The 20951-nt window shown below is 60.4% G+C and carries 17 protein-coding genes; 12 read left to right on the top strand and 5 right to left on the bottom strand.

All coding sequences use genetic code 11. The features are described from left to right. Positions 1-296: 296 nt before the first annotated feature. From HBO23_RS23670 to ccsA, 3 genes are all read right to left on the bottom strand, one after another. Complete coding sequence (locus HBO23_RS23670; protein WP_017139721.1) at positions 297-1607, bottom strand: MFS transporter; 1311 nt, start codon at positions 1605-1607, stop codon at positions 297-299. 389 nt (positions 1608-1996) lie between these two features. Further along, the gene (locus HBO23_RS23665) at positions 1997-3235 is read right to left on the bottom strand and encodes a transporter associated domain-containing protein (protein WP_170039940.1); all 1239 of its coding nucleotides are present in this window, start codon (positions 3233-3235) and stop codon (positions 1997-1999) included. A gap of 12 nt (positions 3236-3247) precedes the next feature. Next, positions 3248-4051, bottom strand: coding sequence for a cytochrome c biogenesis protein CcsA (ccsA, locus tag HBO23_RS23660; protein ID WP_169985211.1), 804 nt, complete (start codon positions 4049-4051; stop codon positions 3248-3250). Positions 4052-4293: 242 nt separating this feature from the next. Between ccsA and ffh the strand changes: the two genes are divergently transcribed. The 6 genes from ffh to HBO23_RS23630 all read left to right on the top strand — a co-directional run bounded on the left by ffh (position 4294) and on the right by HBO23_RS23630 (position 8363). Then, entirely contained in the window at positions 4294-5670 is a 1377-nt protein-coding gene (ffh, locus tag HBO23_RS23655) for a signal recognition particle protein (protein ID WP_017139724.1), read from the top strand. Between the two features lie 252 nt (positions 5671-5922). After that, on the top strand, positions 5923-6174 hold the full coding sequence (gene rpsP, locus HBO23_RS23650; protein WP_003175899.1) for a 30S ribosomal protein S16: 252 nt from the start codon (positions 5923-5925) through the stop codon (positions 6172-6174). Between the two features lie 5 nt (positions 6175-6179). Further along, complete coding sequence (rimM, locus tag HBO23_RS23645) at positions 6180-6716, top strand: ribosome maturation factor RimM (RefSeq protein WP_003175898.1); 537 nt, start codon at positions 6180-6182, stop codon at positions 6714-6716. Next, positions 6698-7471, top strand: coding sequence for a tRNA (guanosine(37)-N1)-methyltransferase TrmD (gene trmD / locus HBO23_RS23640; protein WP_017139725.1), 774 nt, complete (start codon positions 6698-6700; stop codon positions 7469-7471). Before rimM ends, trmD begins: the two co-directional genes overlap by 19 nt. A gap of 45 nt (positions 7472-7516) precedes the next feature. Beyond that, positions 7517-7867 (top strand): 50S ribosomal protein L19, encoded by a 351-nt coding sequence (gene rplS, locus HBO23_RS23635; protein ID WP_003175895.1) that lies wholly within the window; start codon positions 7517-7519, stop codon positions 7865-7867. An 82-nt stretch (positions 7868-7949) separates the two neighbouring features. Continuing rightward, on the top strand, positions 7950-8363 hold the full coding sequence (locus tag HBO23_RS23630) for an acyl-CoA thioesterase (protein ID WP_016977715.1): 414 nt from the start codon (positions 7950-7952) through the stop codon (positions 8361-8363). A gap of 1 nt (position 8364) precedes the next feature. Here HBO23_RS23630 and HBO23_RS23625 read toward each other — a convergent pair whose 3' ends face one another. After that, positions 8365-10173 carry a sodium:proton antiporter gene (locus HBO23_RS23625; RefSeq protein ID WP_170039929.1) on the bottom strand — a complete coding sequence of 603 codons (1809 nt, stop codon included), beginning with the start codon at positions 10171-10173 and terminating at the stop codon, positions 8365-8367. 107 nt (positions 10174-10280) lie between these two features. Here HBO23_RS23625 and xerD point away from each other — a divergent pair, with 107 nt between their 5' ends. The 6 genes from xerD to HBO23_RS23595 all read left to right on the top strand — a co-directional run bounded on the left by xerD (position 10281) and on the right by HBO23_RS23595 (position 20229). Continuing rightward, positions 10281-11177, top strand: a complete 897-nt coding sequence (xerD, locus tag HBO23_RS23620) for a site-specific tyrosine recombinase XerD (protein WP_099549352.1) — start codon at positions 10281-10283, stop codon at positions 11175-11177. A gap of 140 nt (positions 11178-11317) precedes the next feature. Continuing rightward, the gene (locus HBO23_RS23615; RefSeq protein ID WP_017139728.1) at positions 11318-12049 is read left to right on the top strand and encodes a thioredoxin fold domain-containing protein; all 732 of its coding nucleotides are present in this window, start codon (positions 11318-11320) and stop codon (positions 12047-12049) included. A gap of 129 nt (positions 12050-12178) precedes the next feature. Continuing rightward, entirely contained in the window at positions 12179-13483 is a 1305-nt protein-coding gene (locus HBO23_RS23610; protein ID WP_017139729.1) for a homoserine dehydrogenase, read from the top strand. A gap of 66 nt (positions 13484-13549) precedes the next feature. Further along, positions 13550-14959, top strand: a complete 1410-nt coding sequence (gene thrC / locus HBO23_RS23605; protein ID WP_017139730.1) for a threonine synthase — start codon at positions 13550-13552, stop codon at positions 14957-14959. Between the two features lie 111 nt (positions 14960-15070). Next, positions 15071-18649: a transporter substrate-binding domain-containing protein gene (locus tag HBO23_RS23600; protein ID WP_170039927.1), complete on the top strand. Its 3579-nt coding sequence runs from the start codon at positions 15071-15073 to the stop codon at positions 18647-18649. Between the two features lie 335 nt (positions 18650-18984). After that, entirely contained in the window at positions 18985-20229 is a 1245-nt protein-coding gene (locus HBO23_RS23595) for an EAL domain-containing response regulator (RefSeq protein ID WP_138449277.1), read from the top strand. Here HBO23_RS23595 and HBO23_RS23590 read toward each other — a convergent pair. Next, on the bottom strand, positions 20198-20860 hold the full coding sequence (locus tag HBO23_RS23590; RefSeq protein ID WP_170039925.1) for a response regulator transcription factor: 663 nt from the start codon (positions 20858-20860) through the stop codon (positions 20198-20200). The genes HBO23_RS23595 and HBO23_RS23590 overlap by 32 nt on opposite strands. Between the last annotated feature and the right edge of the window lie 91 nt (positions 20861-20951).

The following is a 20951-nucleotide window of genomic DNA, read 5'->3' as shown; positions in this document are numbered from 1 at the left end:
CTTGTTATTGCACCTTTACCATCGTCGCTCAGAATTTACCGGTTCGTTGTTTGAGCTGACGGTTCGCATATCTCATGTCCTGCACGAACGGCCCGCGACGCCAGAGTTGAGGGATCGACGAAGGCAGGAGCGAGAAAAGCTGAAGGCTGCCCAAGGCAGCCTTCAGCTATGAAACATGTTTACCGGACACTAGTGACGCTCTGCGTGGGAATGCAGCCCGGGACGCTCTGCGTCCCAAAGCGTGACGCGGAGCGTCACAAGAGGCATTCCCACGCGGAGCGTGGGAACGATCGGCTTCAGGCGACCTTGTTCAAATCATTATCCCGCGTCTCTTTCAGGCACAGCACAGCAATCAAGCTGAGCAACGCTGCCGCCGACACATACCCGCCGACATAACTCAGCCCACCCATCGCCACCAGCTTGGTTGCAAAAAACGGTGCGGCCGACGCGCCGACAATCCCACCGAGGTTATACGCCGCCGAAGCGCCGGTATAACGCACGCGGGTCGGGAACAGTTCCGGCAGCATCGCGCCCATCGGGGCAAACGTGATGCCCATCAGGAACAGTTCCAGCGCCAGGAACAACGCCACCGCCCAAGTTGAACCGTGGGTCAGCAGCGGCTCCATGGTGAAACCCGACAAAATCGCCAGCACCGCGCCGACGATCAGCACCGGCTTGCGCCCGTAGCGATCACTGGCCAAGGCTGCCAGCGGCGTGGCCAACCCCATGAACAGCACCGCAAAGCACAGTAAACCGAGGAACATCTCACGGCTGTAGCCCAAGGTCGAAACCCCGTAGCTCAAAGAAAATGCGGTGGTGATGTAAAACAGCGCATAGCACACCACCATCGACGCGGCGCCCAGCAGCACCGGCAGCCAATGCTGGCTGAACAGCTCTACCAGCGGCACTTTCACCGGCGCCTCTTTGGCCACGGCGTTGGCGAATACCGGCGTTTCGTGCAGCTTGAGCCGCGCATACAGGCCGACCATCACCAGCGCTGCGCTGAGGATGAACGGGATGCGCCAGCCCCAGCTGCGGAACTGCTCGTCGTTGAGGCTCATGGCCAGGATCAGGAACAGGCCATTGGCTGCCAGAAAACCAATTGACGGACCCAGTTGCGGGAACATGCCGAACCAGGCGCGCTTGCCCTTGGGGGCGTTCTCGGTGGCCAGCAGCGCCGCGCCGCCCCATTCGCCGCCAAGGCCCAGGCCCTGGCCGAAGCGCAGCACACACAGCAGGATCGGCGCCCAAGCGCCAATGCTGTCATAGCCCGGCAGCAAGCCGATCAGGGTGGTACACACGCCCATCAGCAGCAGCGAGGCGACGAGGGTAGATTTGCGCCCGATACGGTCGCCGAAGTGGCCGAACAGCGCCGAGCCCAGCGGGCGGGCAATAAAGGCGATACCGAAGGTCAGGAACGACGCCAGCATCTGCGCGGTGCCGGAGGTCTGTGGGAAGAACACCGGGCCAATCACCAGTGCCGCAGCGGTGGCGTAGATATAGAAATCGTAGAACTCGATGGCAGTGCCGACGATGCTGGCAGTGGCAACCCGTGCGGTCGAGTTGAGCGGGGCGGCGGGTGCGGCCTCGTTGTAGGTGGTGCTCATGGCAGTATCCCTGACGGTCATTGCGCGTTTGGACGCGGATTATTATTGGTCGAACACCCATGGATCAGGGTTGTAAGCGGAGCGGCTCGGGATGGGAGCAAACACCGGTCAGACACGGTAAGGCGGTGCCTGGACGCGCTGAGTGCGGGTAGCACGCGGTCGGGCGGGGCTTGGGTAAGCCGAGCCGATTATAGGAAGGGGTTTGTAGATCCAACAAGGGGGCGTTGGCAGGCAAATAATCTAAATGTGGGAGCTGGCTTGTGTGGGGATTGGCTTGTGTGGGAGCTGGCTTGCCTGCGATGGCATCACCTCGGTTCAACTGAATGACCGAGGTGCCTGCATCGCAGGCAAGCCAGCTCCCACATTGGATCGAGTGGTGTCAGGGGAAGTTATGCAGCTACCGGCACGCGGCTGGTATGCCAGATCAGCACCTTGCTCACGCGGTTGTCCTCGGTCTCGAGGATTTCCAGGCGGTAGCGGCCGATTTTCAGGCACACCGCACAGTCCGGAATAGTCTCCAGCGCCTCGGTAACCAGGCCATTGAGGGTCTTGGGGCCGTCACTGGGCAAGTGCCAGCCCAGGCTTTTGTTCAGTTCGCGGATCGAGGCGGCGCCGTCGATGATGTAGCGGCCATCAGGTTGGGCTTCGATGTGCGGGTTATCCACAGCCTGGTCGCTTTCGAATTCGCCGACGATTTCTTCGAGGATATCTTCCAGGGTGACGATGCCCAGCACTTCGCCGTATTCGTCCACCACCATGCCCAGGCGCCGTTGCTGTTTATGGAAGTTCAGCAGCTGCAATTGCAGTGGCGTGCTTTCCGGCACGAAGTAGGGTTCGTGGCAGGCGGCGAGCAAGGCTTCTTTGGTCAGGCTGGCGTCGGGCAGCAAGTGCTGGATCTGGCGAGTGTTGAGCACCGCTTGCACCTGGTTGATGTCGCTGTGAAACACCGGCAGGCGCGTGCGCTGGGACGTGCGTAGTTGCTCGATGATGGCTTCGACCGAGTCATCCAGGTTGATGCCATCCACTTCACTGCGCGGCACCAGGATGTCGTTGACCGTGATGTTGTCCAGGGCGTGGATGCCTGGCAGGCCGGGCGTGCGATTGTCGTTGGCCTCGGGCTCCGGTTCGTCGTCATGCTCGGGCAACGGCTCGTCGCTCTTTTTCACCACGCCGGATTTGCGCGCGAAGGGGCGTAACAGCAACAGGCTGATGCCGTTGAGCAGCCAGGCCAGTGGATAAAGGATTTTCAGCGGGACGCCCAGCAGCGTATTACCGAAACCCAGCACGGCTTGGGGGTGACGAACGGCCAGCGCACGGGGCAGATAGTCGGCAAGTATCAGCAGGATGGCGCAGGAGATCAGCCAGCCGAGCCACGGGCCGTTTTGCGCCCAGGCATAAATCGCCAGCAACGTGCACAGGATCACCACGGCCGCCCGACACAGGCTGTTGCACAGGATCAGGCTGTTACGTGGGAAGTTCAGGCGGGCGGCGGCCTTGTCGCCTTGGCGTGTGCCAGGGCGTATGGCCAGCAGGTGTTGTTGTGCGGCTTCGATGGCGGTAAACAGCGCCGCCCATAAGATCAGCAGGGCGATTACCGCGAGCATCGGCCCAAGGGGCAAGTTGTCCATTATTGCTGCCCGTCAGATATGCAGGATGTATTCGCGAACCAGCTTGCTGCCGAAGTAGGCCAGCATCAGCAGGCAGAAACCGGCCAGGGTCCAGCGGATCGCCTTGTGCCCGCGCCAGCCGAGACGGTTACGCCCCCACAACAGCACGCTGAACACCACCCAGGCCAGGCACGCCAGCAGGGTTTTGTGCACCAGGTGCTGGGCGAACAGGTTCTCGACGAACAGCCAGCCGGAGATCAGCGACAGCGACAGCAGCGTCCAGCCGGCCCAGAGGAAACCAAACAGCAGGCTTTCCATGGTTTGCAGTGGCGGGAAGTTCTTGATCAGCCCGGACGGGTGCTTGTTTTTAAGTTGGTGATCTTGCAGCAGCAGGAGCAAGGCCTGGAACACCGCGATGGTGAACATGCCGTAGGCCAGGATCGACAACAGGATGTGCGCCAGGATGCCCGGCTCTTCGTCGATGACCTGCACGGTGCCTGTTGGCGTGAATTGCGCCAGCAGCACGGTCAGCATTCCCAGCGGGAATAGCAGCACCAACAGGTTTTCGACCGGAATGCGGTAGCAGGCCAGCAAGGTCAGCGCGATAACGGCAGCGGCGATCAGGCTGGCGGCGCTGAAAAAGTCCAGGCCCAAGCCGACCGGCGTCATCAGGTGGGTGAACAGGCTCGCGGCGTGAGCCAGCAGGGCGACGACGCCCAGGCCCACCAGCAGACGTTTGTCCGCTTTAGTGCCTTGGGCCAGACGAGTGCCCTGATAGAGAGTCGCAGCGGCATATAAAAGGGCGGCGGCGAGGCTGGGTAGCAAACTGGGTGACAAGGGGACCATAAATCCTGATAGACAAGCCCGAAAGGCGCTGAGTTTGGCACACACCTGCGCTGCACGAAAGACTCCCGGGCCAGACAGCGCGTGTGCAGCGGCGCAGTCTTCGCTATAATCCGCGACCTGCCCACGCCGCAGGCTTGCTGAGCGCTGTTTTTAATAGCGATTTACCACAGCCTGGGCCGCCATTACCTCGGTCACCACTGCATTTCGATGAATAGGGCCTGAAAGGATCGCGCATGTTTGAAAACTTGACTGACCGTCTCTCGCAGACGCTGCGCCATGTCACCGGCAAGGCCAAGCTGACCGAGGACAATATTAAAGACACCCTGCGTGAAGTGCGCATGGCGTTGCTGGAAGCCGACGTGGCCTTGCCTGTGGTCAAGGACTTCGTCAACTCGGTCAAAGAGCGCGCAGTGGGCACCGAAGTGTCCCGCAGCCTGACGCCGGGCCAGGCATTTGTGAAGGTCGTCCAGGCCGAACTCGAAAGCCTGATGGGCGCAGCCAACGAAGACTTGAACCTCAGCGCCGTGCCACCGGCCGTTGTGCTGATGGCCGGTCTGCAGGGCGCGGGTAAAACCACCACCGCCGGCAAGCTGGCGCGCTTCCTTAAAGAGCGCAAGAAGAAGTCGGTCATGGTGGTATCGGCTGACGTCTACCGTCCGGCCGCGATCAAGCAGCTGGAAATGCTCGCAGGCGAAGTCGGTGTGACCTTCTTCCCGTCCGACCTGAGCCAGAAGCCGGTCGACATTGCCAACGCGGCTATTAAAGAAGCCAAGCTCAAATTCATCGACGTGGTCATCGTCGATACCGCCGGTCGCCTGCACATCGACGAAGAGATGATGGGCGAGATCAAGGCGTTGCATGCCGCGATCAACCCGGTCGAGACGCTGTTCGTGGTCGACGCCATGACCGGCCAGGATGCGGCCAACACCGCCAAGGCTTTCGGCGATGCACTGCCGCTCACCGGCGTGATCCTGACCAAGGTCGACGGTGACGCCCGTGGCGGTGCCGCGCTGTCGGTACGCGCCATCACCGGCAAGCCGATCAAATTCATCGGTATGGGCGAGAAGAGCGATGCGCTCGAGCCGTTCCACCCTGAACGTATCGCCTCGCGCATCCTCGGCATGGGCGACGTGCTCAGCCTGATCGAGCAGGCCGAAGCCACGCTCGACAAAGACAAAGCCGACAAGCTTGCTAAAAAGCTGAAGAAGGGCAAGGGCTTCGACCTCGAAGACTTCCGTGACCAACTGCAACAAATGAAGAACATGGGCGGCCTTGGCGGCCTGATGGACAAGCTGCCGAACATCGGCGGTGTGAACCTGGCGCAAATGGGCAATGCCCAGGGCGCGGCAGAGAAGCAGTTCAAGCAGATGGAAGCCATCATCAACTCCATGACCCCGGCCGAGCGCCGCGACCCTGAGCTGATCAGTGGTTCGCGCAAACGTCGGATCGCCATGGGCTCCGGCACCCAGGTGCAGGACATCGGTCGCTTGATCAAGCAGCACAAGCAGATGCAGAAGATGATGAAGAAATTCTCCGCCAAAGGCGGGATGGCCAAGATGATGCGCGGCATGGGCGGTATGTTGCCCGGCGGCGGCATGCCGAAAATGTAAAAAGTATTCGAGCGCAAGCTTGCTTGCGCTCCGACCCACAGGGACGTGGGATCTCCAGCAAACCCGCGGTTAGCGGGAGCTGACTCGCCGTTTTAACCGACGGCTCTATAGCAGATCTGAGTGGCACGCTGATAGGCGCCAGAAAAAGACATTTGCAAAAGTCCGGATATTCCTTAGAATATGCGGCCTTTCGGGCACCTATGCCCGCTGTGCATTTAGATTTGCAGCACCGACTACAGGAACGATGTTCACATGCTAACAATCCGTCTTGCCCTTGGCGGCTCCAAAAAGCGCCCGTTTTACCACTTGACCGTAACCGACAGCCGCAACCCGCGCGACGGTTCGCACAAGGAACAGGTTGGTTTCTTCAACCCTGTTGCTCGTGGTCAAGAAGTTCGTCTGTCCGTGAACCAAGAGCGCGTAGCCTACTGGCTGAGCGTTGGCGCACAGCCATCCGAGCGCGTTGCAAAACTGTTGAAGGACTCGGCTAAGGCCGCAGCCTGAGCAATATGAACGCGACGCCAGCTGTTGCTGATGATTTGATCGTTATCGGCAAGATTTACTCTGTTCATGGCGTTCGCGGCGAAGTGAAGGTGTATTCCTTTACTGATCCGACTGAAAACCTGTTGCAGTACAAAACCTGGACGCTCAAGCGCGAAGGTAGTGTGAAGCAGGTCGAGCTGGTCAGTGGACGCGGGAGCGATAAGTTCCTGGTCGCAAAGCTCAAGGGTCTTGATGACCGTGAAGAAGCTCGTCTTCTGGCCGGTTATGAGATCTGCGTGCCGCGCAACCTGTTCCCTGAATTGACCGACGGCGAGTACTACTGGTACCAGCTGGAAGGTCTGAAGGTTATTGATCAACTGGGGCAATTGCTCGGGAAAATCGATCATCTTCTGGAAACCGGCGCCAATGATGTAATGGTGGTCAAGCCTTGCGCTGGCAGCCTGGATGATCGCGAACGCCTGTTGCCCTATACCGAGCAATGCGTGTTGGCCGTCGACCTGGCCGCGGGCGAGATGAAGGTGGAATGGGATGCGGACTTCTAAGCGTGGCTAATTTGCGCATTGAAGTGATCAGTTTGTTTCCCGAGATGTTTTCCGCCATCAGCGAGTACGGCATCACCAGTCGGGCGGTGAAACAGGGGCTGTTGCAGCTTACCTGTTGGAACCCGCGAGACTACACGACGGATCGACATCACACTGTGGACGATCGCCCATTTGGCGGTGGCCCGGGCATGGTGATGAAGATCAAGCCCCTGGAAGATGCGTTGGTCGAGGCCAAGGCAGCAGCCGGGGAGAAGGCGAAGGTAATTTACCTGTCCCCTCAAGGCCGTCAGCTGAAACAGGCAGGCGTGCGCGAACTGGCGAATGAGGAGGCCTTAATCCTGATTGCCGGTCGCTATGAAGGCATTGACGAGCGTTTTATTGAAGCGCATGTCGATGAAGAGTGGTCGATTGGGGACTATGTCCTGTCTGGCGGCGAGCTGCCGGCGATGGTCCTGATAGATGCGGTTACACGACTGCTGCCTGGAGCTTTAGGGCATGCGGACTCCGCGGAGGAAGATTCCTTCACGGATGGTTTGCTGGATTGCCCGCACTACACCCGACCGGAGGTGTATGCGGATCAGCGTGTTCCCGACGTATTGCTAAGTGGCAATCACGCACACATCCGGCGTTGGCGTTTACAGCAGTCCCTTGGTCGGACCTATGAACGACGCGCCGATCTTCTGGAAAGCCGCTCGCTTTCTGGAGAAGAGAAGAAGCTGCTCGAGGAATACATCCTCGCGCGGGACGATAGTTAACAACGTATCGATGGTAGGTCCATTGACTTACCTTAGGAGCACAGCATGACTAACAAAATCATCCTTGCACTCGAAGCAGAGCAGATGACCAAAGAGATCCCTACCTTTGCCCCGGGCGACACTATTGTCGTTCAGGTGAAAGTGAAGGAAGGCGACCGTTCGCGTCTGCAAGCGTTCGAAGGCGTGGTAATCGCCAAGCGTAACCGTGGTGTGAACAGTGCTTTCACTGTTCGTAAAATCTCCAACGGTGTTGGCGTAGAGCGTACTTTCCAGACCTACAGCCCGCAAATCGACAGCATGGCCGTTAAGCGTCGCGGTGACGTACGTAAAGCCAAGCTGTACTACCTGCGTGACCTGTCCGGTAAAGCAGCTCGCATCAAGGAAAAACTGGCTTAAGTCCAGCTTCCCGATGCAGAAAAAAGCAGCCTACGGGCTGCTTTTTTGTGCCTGAAATTTGTCTGTTTACCGGTATTTGCCCATGACCACCCGCCTCGAAGAAATCCAGCGTCGCACCGACCTGTCCGTCACCCACGTGACCAAAGCCGTGTTCCCGCCGACCACCAACCACCACAACACCCTGTTCGGCGGCACTGCGCTGGCGTGGATGGATGAAGTGTCGTTCATCACCGCCACGCGCTTTTGCCGCTTGCCACTGGTGACCGTGTCCACCGACCGTATCGACTTCAACCACGCGATCCCGGCCGGCTCCATCGTCGAGTTGATCGGCCGCGTAATCAAAGTGGGTAACACCAGCCTCAAGGTCGAGGTTGAAGTATTCGTCGAGAGCATGAGTGCCGATGGCCGTGAAAAGGCGATCCAGGGCGTGTTCAGTTTTGTCGCGATTGATGCTGACAAACGCCCTGTGCCGGTATTGCCTGGTTTTGCCGACTGACTTATTCGGCTGTGTTGTTTTCTGGTTGAATCACGGCCAGCAAGGTCCAGCCAGCTACGGGTTTCAAGCTGCTGTCCGGGGTCACCACGTGTACCCAGCCTGCGGTATCGCGGGCAAACAGCAGCGTCGCGCGGTCACCATGCAGCGCCTGGTACTGTTCCCAGCTGAAGCCTTCGGTCAGGTTGGTGCTATACAGCTCTGCACCTTGGCCCAGCAGGCTCGCAAGTTTGGTGTAACTCAGGGGTTGGCTGCCCAGCAAATGGCCACGGTGCTCGTGGCTGGCCCGGTGCTTATCGGTGCGACGGCTTTCCTGGCTGCTGGCCAGGGCGAACAGACGATGCCCAAAATCGTGGCGAAAGCGCATGGCGGCCAAAGTGTTCAGTTCGCCCGAAGGTGAGAGCGCCAGCAAATGCCCGAGGCCGACCAGATCCAGATGCGATTCGGCATGCTGTGATGCCGGGTTGCCGAAGTAAGTGGGTAGCCCTTCCATTCGGCTGGCGCGGATGTTTTCCCAACTGGAGTCGGTCAGCAGCACTCTGCTGCCCAGTTGTTGCAAGGCTTTGCCCAGGATGCGCGCCGGGCCGTTCGCGCCGACGATCAGGAAGCCGCTGGGCGCAGGCTCGGCGACTTTCAGCAGGCGTGCCAGCGGGCGTGCCGTGGCGCTTTGCAGGACAACGGTGCCGATAATCACGGCGAATGTCAGTGGCACCAATAACAGTGCGCCTTCATGACCGGCCTCATCCAGGCGAATGGCGAAAATCGCCGACACGGCTGCGGCCACGATCCCGCGTGGTGCAATCCAGGACAACAGGGCACGTTCACGCCAGTTCAGGCCGGAACCAAAGGTCGAAAGCGCGACGTTCAAAGGTCGTGCAATAAATTGAATGATCAGTAACAGGATCAGTACGAACGGCCCCAAGGCAATCAGGGCGTTCAGGTCCAGGCGCGCGGCCAGCAGAATGAATAACCCGGAAATCAGCAGGACGCTGAGGTTTTCCTTGAAATGCAGGATGTGGCGTACGTCAACGCCCTTCATATTGGCCATCCACATGCCCATCAACGTCACGGCCAGCAGGCCGGACTCATGCATCACCGCGTTGGAGGCGATGAAAATTCCCAGAACGCCAGCCAGCGTAGCCAGGTTATGCAGGTATTCCGGCAGCCATTGCCGGCGCATGATCTGCCCCAACACCCAACCACCGGCGACTCCGAACAGGCTGCCGCACAGGATCACGCCGCCAAAGGTCAGCAGGCTGTGACTCAAGCCGTCGCCTGACGCGCGAGCGATAATAAAGCTGTAGACCACCACGGCGAGCAGCGCACCAATCGGGTCAATGACAATGCCTTCCCAGCGTAAGATATTGGCGATCGAGGCTTTTGGCCGCACGACACGTAACATGGGCACAATCACGGTAGGCCCGGTCACCAGTGTCAAAGTGCCGAAAAGCAGGGCGAGCATCCAGTCAAAACCCAGCAGCCAGTGGGTAGCCAGGGTAATGACGGCCCATGTCGACAGGGCGCCGACCGTGACAAGGCGATGCACGACGCTGCCGATCTCCTTCCATTCCGAAAGGTGCAGCGTGAGGCTGCCTTCAAACAGGATCAGTGCCACGGCCAGGGATACCAATGGCATCAGCAACGGACCGAACATTTCCTGAGGGTTCAGCCAGCCCAGCACCGGCCCTGCCAGGATTCCGCTGACCAGCAGAAACAGAATGGCGGGAAGTTTCAGGCGCCATGCCAGCCATTGGCAGGCCAACGCGGCCACGCCAATGCCACCAAATGCCAGCAGAATCTGTTGTTCGCTCATTGAAGCTTCCTGTTCCTTGAAATAGCGGGCTATGAAAGACTAGTGCCCGTTGTAACAGTTCACTAAATAATTTGCGCAAAGCCCTGTGCTGCGCTGCTTGAGTGCCCATGCCCGCCATTGACCATCCCCTGATCGACCGCTTCCTCGACGCCCTGTGGCTGGAAAAAGGCCTGTCGGACAACACCCGCCAGGCTTATCGCAGCGACTTGGCTTTGTTCAATGGCTGGTTGCAGGACAAAAACCTTGAACTGATCAATGCCGGTCGTGAGTTGATCCTCGATCACCTGGCCTGGCGCCTGGAGCAGAATTACAAGCCGCGTTCCACGGCGCGATTTCTCTCGGGCGTACGTGGGTTTTATCGCTATTTGCTGCGGGAAAAGCTGATTGCTGTCGACCCGACCCTACAAATCGACATGCCCCAGCTCGGTAGGCCATTGCCTAAATCCTTGTCGGAAGCTGACGTCGATGCCTTGCTCGCCGCCCCCGATCTGAGCGAAGCCATCGGCCAGCGCGACCGCGCCATGCTTGAGGTCTTGTATGCCTGCGGTTTGCGCGTGACCGAGCTGATCAGCCTGACCCTGGAGCAAGTCAACCTGCGCCAGGGCGTGTTGCGCGTGATGGGCAAAGGCAGCAAGGAGCGGTTGGTGCCGATGGGCGAGGAGGCGATTGTGTGGGTGGAGCGCTATATGCGTGACGCCCGCAATGAGCTGCTTGGTGGGCGACCCAGCGATGTGCTGTTCCCCAGCCTGCGCGGCGAGCAGATGACTCGCCAGACCTTCTGGCACCGTATCAAGCACCAGGCCAAGGTCGCCGGGATCGGCAAGGCGCTGTCGCCGCATACCTTGCGCCATGCATTCGCCACGCATTTGCTCAACCACGGCGCGGATTTGCGCGTGGTGCAAATGCTGCTGGGCCACAGCGACTTGTCCACAACCCAGATCTACACCCATGTGGCACGCGCACGCTTGCAGGAGATGCACGCCAAGCACCACCCGCGCGGTTGAAAGCCGCCAATTTGTCCCGCCATCGGCTGCCCTGGCGCCCAACTGTGGTAGGCTTTGCCGGTTAGCAAAGGGGACGGCCACTGCCCGCGTTTCCAAGCGGTGTTCCACAGCCGTCCCTGCATCTGCCTTCAGGAGTTCCCATGCGCTTGACCCAGATTATTGCCGCCGCAGCGATTGCGTTGGTTTCCACCTTTGTTGTCGCCGATGACGCCGCCGAACAAACCATTCGCAAGAGTTTGGCGGACCTGAAGCTCGACACCCCGATCGAAAGCATCAGCGCCAGCCCCATGGCCGGCCTGTATGAAGTCAAGCTCAAGGGCAGCCGTGTGCTGTACGCCAGTGCCGATGGCCAGTACATCGTCCAGGGCTACCTGTTCCAGCTTAAAGACGGCAAGCCGGTCAACCTGACCGAGAAGGCCGAGCGCCTGGGCGTGTCCAAGCTGATCAACGGCATTCCGGTGGCTGAGACCGTGGTTTACCCAGCCATTGGCGAGACCAAGACCCACATTACCGTGTTCACCGACACCACGTGCCCGTACTGCCACAAGCTGCACGCCGAAGTGCCTGCGCTGAACAAGGCCGGTATCGAAGTGCGCTACGTCGCGTTCCCGCGCCAGGGCCTGGGTTCGCCGGGTGACGAGCAACTGCAAGCCGTATGGTGTTCGGCCGACAAGAAATCGGCCATGGACAAAATGGTCGATGGCAAGGAAATCAAGGCGGCCAAATGTGCCAACCCGGTTTCCAAGCAGTTCGCCCTCGGCCAGTCGATTGGCGTGAACGGTACACCGGCCATCGTTTTGGCTGACGGCCAAGTGATTCCGGGCTACCAGCCGGCGCCACAAGTTGCCAAACTGGCACTGGGTGCGAAGTAAGCAGTCATCGTCGAGCCTTTGACGATCATGCCCCGTCGAACAGTCGACGGGGCATTAATTGAGAGCCGCAGTTGTGCGGCTGTTTACCACGGCCGACCTTGAGTCGGCCGTTTCATGGGGAGTTCTTCAGTGAAACCGGTCAAAGTAGGCATCTGTGGGTTAGGGACCGTCGGTGGCGGCACCTTGAACGTACTTCAGCGTAATGCTGAAGAAATTTCCCGCCGTGCAGGGCGTGGGATTGAAGTGGCGCAAATTGCCACGCGTACGCCAAAGCCTCAGTTCCAAACGACCGGTATTGCGATTACCAACGATGTCTTCGCTGTGGCCACCAACCCTGAAATCGATATCGTCATCGAGCTGGTTGGCGGTTATACCGTGGCCCGCGAGCTGGTGCTGCTGGCCATCGAAAACGGCAAGCACGTGGTCACCGCCAACAAGGCGCTGATCGCCGTACACGGCAACGAGATCTTCGCCAAGGCGCGTGAAAAGGGTGTGATTGTCGCGTTCGAAGCCGCCGTGGCCGGTGGCATCCCGGTGATCAAGGCGATCCGTGAAGGCCTGTCTGCCAACCGTATCAACTGGGTGGCCGGTATCATCAACGGCACCGGTAACTTCATCCTCACCGAAATGCGCGAGAAGGGCCGCACCTTCGAAGACGTGCTGGCCGAAGCTCAAGCCTTGGGTTACGCCGAAGCCGACCCGACCTTCGACGTGGAAGGCATCGACGCAGCGCACAAGCTGACCATTTTGGCGTCCATCGCCTTTGGCATTCCGCTACAGTTCGACAAGGCCTACACCGAAGGCATCACCAAGCTCACCACCGCCGACGTGAACTACGCCGAAGCCCTGGGCTACCGCATCAAGCACCTAGGTGTGGCGCGCAGTACCCCGGCCGGTATCGAATTGCGTGTACACCCGACGCTGATCCCGGCTGACCGCCTGATCGCTAACGTCAATGGCGTGATGAACGCCGTGATGGTCAACGGTGACGCCGCCGGCTCCACCCTGTTCTACGGCGCTGGCGCCGGCATGGAGCCGACCGCTTCGTCGGTGATCGCCGACCTGGTAGACGTGGTTCGCGCCATGACCAGCGACCCGGAAAACCGCGTGCCGCACCTGGCCTTCCAGCCGGATTCGCTGTCGGCCCACCCGATCCTGCCGATCGAAGCCTGTGAAAGCGCTTACTACCTGCGCATCCAGGCCAAGGATCACCCAGGCGTGTTGGCCCAAGTGGCCAGCATCCTCTCGGAGCGTGGCATCAACATCGAGTCGATCATGCAGAAGGAAGTCGAGGAACAAGACGGCCTGGTGCCGATGATCCTGCTGACCCACCGCGTGCTCGAGCAGCACATCAACGATGCCATTGCCGCGCTTGAAGCGTTGCAGGGCGTGGTTGGGCCGGTGGTGCGCATCCGTGTTGAACACCTGAACTAATCGTTTAGCGGCAAGGGCCCCACACGTTCGGCGGCCCTTGTTCAGAATGCTCTAGAGGAGCCAGTCATGCGTTATATCAGCACCCGCGGCCAGGCACCGGCCCTGAACTTCGAAGACGTTTTGCTCGCCGGCCTTGCCACTGACGGCGGCCTGTACGTGCCGGAAAACCTGCCACGTTTCACTCAGGAAGAGATCGCCTCGTGGGCCGGCCTGCCGTACCACGAACTGGCGTTCCGGGTGATGCGCCCGTTTGTTACCGGCAGCATTCCTGATGCGGACTTTAAAAAGATTCTGGAAGAAACGTATGGCGTGTTTTCCCACAACGCCATCGCACCCCTGCGTCAACTGAACGGCAATGAGTGGGTGCTGGAGCTGTTCCACGGCCCGACCCTGGCGTTCAAGGACTTCGCCCTGCAACTGCTCGGTCGCCTGCTCGACTACGTGCTGGAAAAACGCGGCGAGCGTGTGGTGATCATCGGTGCCACCTCCGGTGATACCGGCTCGGCGGCCATCGAAGGTTGCAAGCACTGCGAGAACGTCGACATCTTCATCCTGCACCCGTACAAGCGCGTGTCGGAGGTGCAGCGTCGCCAGATGACCACCATCTTCGGTGAGAACATCCACAACATCGCCATCGAAGGCAACTTCGATGACTGCCAGGAAATGGTCAAGAACAGCTTCGCTGACCAGAGCTTCCTCAAAGGTACGCGTTTGGTGGCGGTGAACTCGATCAACTGGGCGCGGATCATGGCCCAGATCGTCTACTACTTCCACGCCTCCCTGCAGTTGGGCGGCCCGGCGCGTTCGGTGTCGTTCTCGGTGCCGACCGGCAACTTTGGCGACATCTTCGCCGGTTACCTGGCGCGCAACATGGGCCTGCCGATCAACCAGTTGATCGTCGCCACCAACCGCAACGACATCCTGCACCGCTTCATGAGCGGCAACCAGTACGTCAAGGAAACCCTGCACGCCACGCTGTCGCCATCGATGGACATCATGGTCTCGTCGAACTTCGAACGCCTGCTGTTCGACATGCATGGTCGCAACGGCGCAGCCATTGCCGGTTTGATGGACACCTTCAAGAGCGGCGGTGGTTTCAGCGTTGATGAAGAGCGCTGGACCGAAACCCGCAAGCTGTTCGACTCCCTGGCCGTGGACGATGCGCAAACCTGCGAAACCATCGCCGAAGTCTATGCGCAGACCGGCGAGCTGCTCGACCCGCACACCGCTATCGGTGTGAAGGCCGCACGCGAATGCCGTCGCAGCCTGGACATCCCGATGGTGATTCTGGGCACCGCCCACCCGGTCAAATTCCCGGAAGCGGTGGAGAAGGCCGGCGTTGGCAAGGCGCTGGAGTTACCGCCGCACCTGGCTGACCTGTTCGAGCGCGAAGAGCGCTGCACCGTGCTGGCCAATGATCTGAAAGCTGTGCAGGCGTTTGTCAGCCAGCATGGCAATCGCGGCAAGCCACTCTGATTCATCAGTGGCTGCGCGGCAGATCAAGCCCGTCTTCGTGACGGGCTTTTTCATTCTGGCGGGCCATACTTGCGCAGGCGCTTAACCCGAAGACTCAAGGAAACCCAATCGGTGCATGCAGTAATCCAATGGACGGTGCGTTTGGCGTGTGTGCTCTTGCTTGGCCAAGTGCCAATGGGCCTGGCCGCCGTCAGCCTGCCTTTCAAACTGGTGCCGGCGTTTATCCCGCTGGAGCCGTTGCCGCTGGCGCCGGCGCAGCAGCAGTGGCTGGCAGCCCATCGGACCTTGAAGGTGGGGATTTCCATTGATGACTATCAGCCGATTGATATCACCCGCGACCGCAATCGCTACCAGGGCATCAGTGCCGATTACCTGAGCCTGGTCGGTGCGCGCCTGGGTGTGTCGATGCAGGTGCTCGGTTTTGCCGAACGCGCCCAGGCGGTCGAGGCGTTGCGCAACGGTGCCATTGACATTCTCACCAGCGCCAATGGCTATGAGCGTGATGTACCCGGTTTGCAGTTTACCCGCGACTACATGCCCGACCGGTCGGTAGTAGTACTGTGTCGCGACGATAGCCAGGGCGACGATCTGACGGGCAAGAAGCTGGTGTTGCTCGATGGCTATGCCAACGTCAAGAACGTGCATGCCGCCTACCCCGGCAGCCACATCATGCTTGCGCCCAACCTCTACAGTGGGCTGGAGGCGCTCAATCAGGGCGACGCCGATGCGTTTATCGGCAACGAAGTCATCGTGCGCGCCTACAAGTCGCTGCGGCCTTACCTGAGGTTGCAGATCAAAGAAGAAAGTCGCTTGCCCCCGATCGGCTTCGCGTTTGCCACTCGCCAGGCCGACCCGTTGCTCGGTGCCATGATGGACAGCGCGCTGGCGAGCATCGATGAGTCGGTGCAGCGCGAAATTCTCGCGCGCTGGACCACCGGACTGGGTGTCGGTTTTGGTGTTGAGCGCATTGCGCTGTCGGCCTCGGAGCGGGCGTGGGTGTTGCAGCACCCGCATGTGGTGGTGGCGGCCCAGCAAATGTCGCCTTACGTGTTCAGGGACAAGGACGACCGCTGGGTGGGCTTGAACGTTGACCTGCTCAACCGGATTTCGCGCATGACCGGTTTACAGTTTGTCTTCGAGGAGGCGCATTCCACTGCGCAAACCCTGAGCTGGCTGGAAACGGGCAGGGCGGACATGAACACCACCTTGGCCGAGAATCAGGAGCGCCAGGCGCTGCTCAACTTCAGCCACAGTTTCGGTGGCTCTGGCTGGGTGTTTGTCGAGCCTGCTGATGCGGCGCCGCTGACCGGCCTGGATCAGTTGGCCGGCAAGGTGCTGGTGCTGCCGGCACGGCATGTACTTGAGCCCTACATTCGCCAGGCGTACCCGCAGATCAACCTGCGCTTGGTCACTGATTACACCCAGGCCCGTGACTGGGTAAGACGCGGCGAAGCGGCTGCCACGCTGCAAACAGAAGTGGAAGTGCAGAGTTACCCACAGGATGGCCTGCGCATTGGCCGCAGCGTCGATGGCAAGTGGTCGGCCAACAGCCTGTCGGTGCGCAAGGACCAGCCTGAACTGTTGAGCATTCTGAACAAGGCGCTGGAAGCCTTGCCGGTCGCCGAGCTGAGCGCCTTGCGCCTGCGCTGGATCGGCGCGGTGGCGATTCCGGTGCCGGCCTGGCAGCGTGTCCCTGCCTGGGCTTACTGGACGGTGGCCATGGCGATCCTGTTTGTGCTGGTGTCGCTGGTGTGGAACAGCCGGCTCAAGCGCCAGATCCACCAGCGGCTGGAGGCTGAGCGTCGGCTCAATGACCAATTGGCCTTCAAGCGCGCCTTGCTCGACGGCATGCCCAACCCGCTATTCGTGCGCGACCTGGCCGGGCGCCTGGTGACCTGCAACAAAAGTTATGAACAGCAATTGGCAACTCGCCTTGAAAAGATCGAGGGCCTGACCTTGATGGAAAGCGCGGTGATGCCCGAACTCACCGCCGCGCGCCTGCATGCAGGCCATATGGTGCAACTGGCCACGCAACAACCGCTGTTTGTCGACCGGGAGCTGGAACTCAACGGCGGCAGCGTTCACGTGTACCAATGGACTGTGCCGTTCTTTGACGCCGAGAACCGTTTGCAGGGGTTGCTGGGTGGCTGGATCGACATCAACGAGCGCAAAGTCCTGGAGCATCAATTAATGGACGCGCGTCAGGCCGCCGACGAAGCGAACTACGCCAAAAGTGCGTTTCTCTCAACCCTGAGCCACGAGATTCGTACACCGATGAACGCCATCATCGGCTTGCTCGAACTGGAGCAGGAACGCTGCCTGGCAGCCGGCCAGCCTGTGTCCGACGCCTTGCAGGTAGCCCATCGCTCGGCACGTGAGCTGATTGCGTTGATGGGCGACAGCCTGGACCTTGCCAAGATTGAGTCGGGCCATATGCAACTGGCACCGCAATCGACTGAGCTGAAGGGCTTTTTCGAAGGTATCCAGCGCTTGTTCGAGGCCACGGCGCAAAAAAAGGGCCTGCACCTGACCCTGGCGTTTGACCCGGCAGCCCAGGGTTATTACTGGTTTGACCCGCTGCGCTTGCGCCAAGTGATGCACAACCTTTTGGGCAATGCGCTCAAGTTTACTCAGCACGGCGGGGTGCGTATCAGTGTCGATTGCCGGCACGATGAGGCCGGCGCCGAATACCTGCACCTGTGCGTGGAAGACAGCGGTCCGGGGATTGGGGCCGATCAGCAAGCGAGGATGTTCAAGCCGTTTGTGCAGATGAGCGCTTCGACCGCGGCCGAGCATGGCGGCACTGGCCTGGGTTTGAGTATCTGCCAGCAGTTGGTGGAGTTGATGGGCGGTAGCATTCACCTCAACAGTGTCGTGGGCGCAGGTACGGTGGTGTGCATCGACCTGCACCTGGCGCGGATCAGCACTGACGACGTACCGACACCCTTCGGTGCTTCATTGCCGCCTGCCGGTCGCAGCCTGTCGGTGCTGGTGGTCGATGATCTGGCGGCCAACCGTCTGGTACTGGTGCAGCAGTTGGAGTTCCTCGGCCATCAAGTGGTCGCCGTCGATTCAGCGCAGGGCGCGTTGCAGGCATGGTCGCAGCAACGCTTTGACGTGCTGGTCACCGATTGCCAGATGCCGGGCATGTCCGGCTATGAGCTGAGCCAGGCGATCCGACGGATTGAAGCCACTGAGCAGTTACCGCGTTGCGCAGTGATCGGTTGCACCGCGAATGCCATGCAGGATGAACAACAGCGTGGCAACGAAGTCGGCATGGATGAGCTGTTGGTCAAGCCGATCACGTTGCAGCGCTGGGCTCAGGTGCTGGCAGAACGGGCGGCGCCACGCTCTTTTGATATCCAGACCCTGCGCACCATGACCCAGGCTGAAGGGCCGGTGCTGCACAGCATGCTGCAAGAGTTGGCCAGGAGCCTGGACCGCGAGCATGAAGTGATGGAGGTGGCCTTGGTCGAGCAAGACATGGCGCGCTTGAATGCTGCGTTGCATCGGCTCAAGGGCATTTGCTCTCTGGTCGATGCGCTGCCGCTGGCCAAGGCGTGCATGGCCCTGGAGAGCTGCGCACGTGAGGCGCGCGGCAGCGAACTTGAGGCGCCGTGGTCAAGGTTGTCCCAGGCGTTGATGGTGTTCCGTCGCGACCTGCAACCCTACCTGGACGCTCGCATTTAGGGTCATGGCTTTCAGCTGTTTGGCTAATCCCCCTCATTCGAGGACGAACCCTTTCACTGTGGCGAGCAGGCTTGCCCTGCGTTGGGCTGCGCAGCAGCCCCAGCCCGCTACGACTGACGCACCGGATAGCCTGAATGGGGGCGGCTTCGCCACCCAACGCAGGGCAAGCCTGCTCGCCACAGGTTGCCTTTTGCCGGTTCCATTTCTCAATTGCCTTACTTGACTGCGTCAGCCCAAAGACCTTGAACGGCATAACGTTTAGGACACGTCCTATGGGGCGCCCTGCAGCTTTTGGTTACTGTGCCGGTCTTTGCCCGCTGCCGACAGAGTTGCCCATGCGTTCCCTCAAAGTGCTGATCCTTGAAGACAACCCGTTTCAACTGATGGCGCTGCACCAGATGCTCAATGCCAACGGCGTGTTCAACGTACTCACCGCCGAAACGGTCGACGCCGCGCGCCAGTCACTGGACAGTGCCGGCCCGGTGGACATTGCCATTTGCGATCTGTACCTGGAGCAGGGCGATGGCCTGGAGTTGATCCGCGAACTGGCCGAGCGCAGCCTGGCCCAGGTGCTGATCCTGCTCAGCAATGCCGAACCGGACGTGCTCGAAGGCGTGGCCAATATGGCGCGGCAACAAGGGCTGAATGTGCTGGCGTGCTTGCCCAAGCCGGCGTCGGCCAAGCTGGTCGGGCAAGTGTTGATGGACTGCCAGGCGCGCTTGCGTGCGGGGCCGCCGGTGACCTCATGGGCGCGGGTGCGTCATCTGCTCGACCTGAGCGAGCGCGAGCCGTTGCCACCCTCGGCGGACGTCAGCCAGGCCAGCATCGCGCGCTGTGGCCGGGTTTGGTATCAGCCTATCGTCAGCCAGGCCGGCGTGCTGCAACGGGTCGAGGCCCTGGCCCGTTGGCAATCTAATGAAAATGAGCTGCTGTTGCCTGACGACTTTTTGCCGGTGCTGGAGTTTGCCGGCATGGAAGAGGCCTTCACTTGGCACGTACTGGAGCAGGCACTGGGCCTGGCTGGCCAGGTCATGGGCCAGACCGGGCAACTGCTGCCTGTAGCGGTGAATATTCCCGGGCGCATGCTGGAGCGACCGCACTTTCCCCAAGTACTGCAAGGCCTGCTGCAACTGCACGGCGTGCCGGCCCATGGGCTCACCTTGGAGTTGGTGGAGACCTCACGGTTAAAAACCGACAGTGCCCACCTCACCGGGCTGCTGCGCTTGCGGATGATGGGGTGCAAGTTGTCCATTGGTGATTTCGGCGTCGGCGGCACCAGCCTGCAGAGCCTGCTGGCGTTGCCCTTCACTGAGCTAAAGATCCCTCCGGTGTTTGCCAGTGGCATGGCCGAGGATGATCGCAAGGCTGCCGTGGTGGCGGGTGCCATGAGCATGGCTGCGCACTTGGGCATTGGCGTGGTGGTGACCGGGGTGGAAAGCGCCGCCGATTACCATGCCGTCGGAGAATTGGGCGCGGCCTGGTTGCAAGGCTGTTTTATCGCGCGGCCAATGGAGGTCGAGGCGCTCAAGCAATGGATCGCGTTTCAGGCTATGCCAGTCCGTGTTCCTGCACATAGATAAACAGCGCGGCATCGTTGCCCAGGCCCAGCTTGCGCATGGCGCTGACCTTGTGCGCGCTGACCGTCTGCTTGCTGCGATGCAGTTGCGCGGCGATCTCGCCCACCGCCAACCCGGCAGCCAACAGGCGGATCACCTCCAGTTCCCGAGGTGACAGCTGTTGCTGCGACTGCAGGTGGTCGGTGCCGACTTCGCCGGCAAGGCTCAGTGCCTGGCGAATGGCGTGGGCCACATAAGGACGCCCTTGCCGCACGTGGTGAATTGCTTGCGGCAGCTCATCGGCCAAGCTGGCCTTGCTCAGCAGGCCCATGACCCCCAGTTTCAGAATGGAATGAAACAAGCCGGCGTTATTGAGCATGGTCACCACCACAATCGGCAACCCGGGATAGTACCGACGCAACTGTTCTATCAGGCGCAGCCCGTCGGCCTGAGGCTCGGCGGGCATCATGAAATCGGTCACCAGCACATCACAGGCACAGGTCTGCAGCTGTTCAATCAGGGCTTGGGGCGAATTGGCCTCGGCGACGATGCGTACCCGTTCGTCACGCTCCAACACGGCGCGCAAACCAATCAGAAAAATCGGGTGGTCGTCGGCGAGGACGATGCGCAGTGGCGCTTCAGACGCGGCTTTCAAGGCAGGCTCCCAGGATAATCCAGGGATTCTAGCCTGTTGGAGGTTGTTTTCTCTCTGTCATCTTTGCCGTGCATGCTCGGTTGACTCGGGC

The organism is Pseudomonas sp. WS 5532 (assembly GCF_012985445.1).
In the GTDB taxonomy this organism is placed as follows: domain Bacteria; phylum Pseudomonadota; class Gammaproteobacteria; order Pseudomonadales; family Pseudomonadaceae; genus Aquipseudomonas; species Aquipseudomonas edaphica.
Note: the sequence above shows the minus strand (reverse complement) of the source record. Positions and strands in the feature narration are given on the sequence as shown.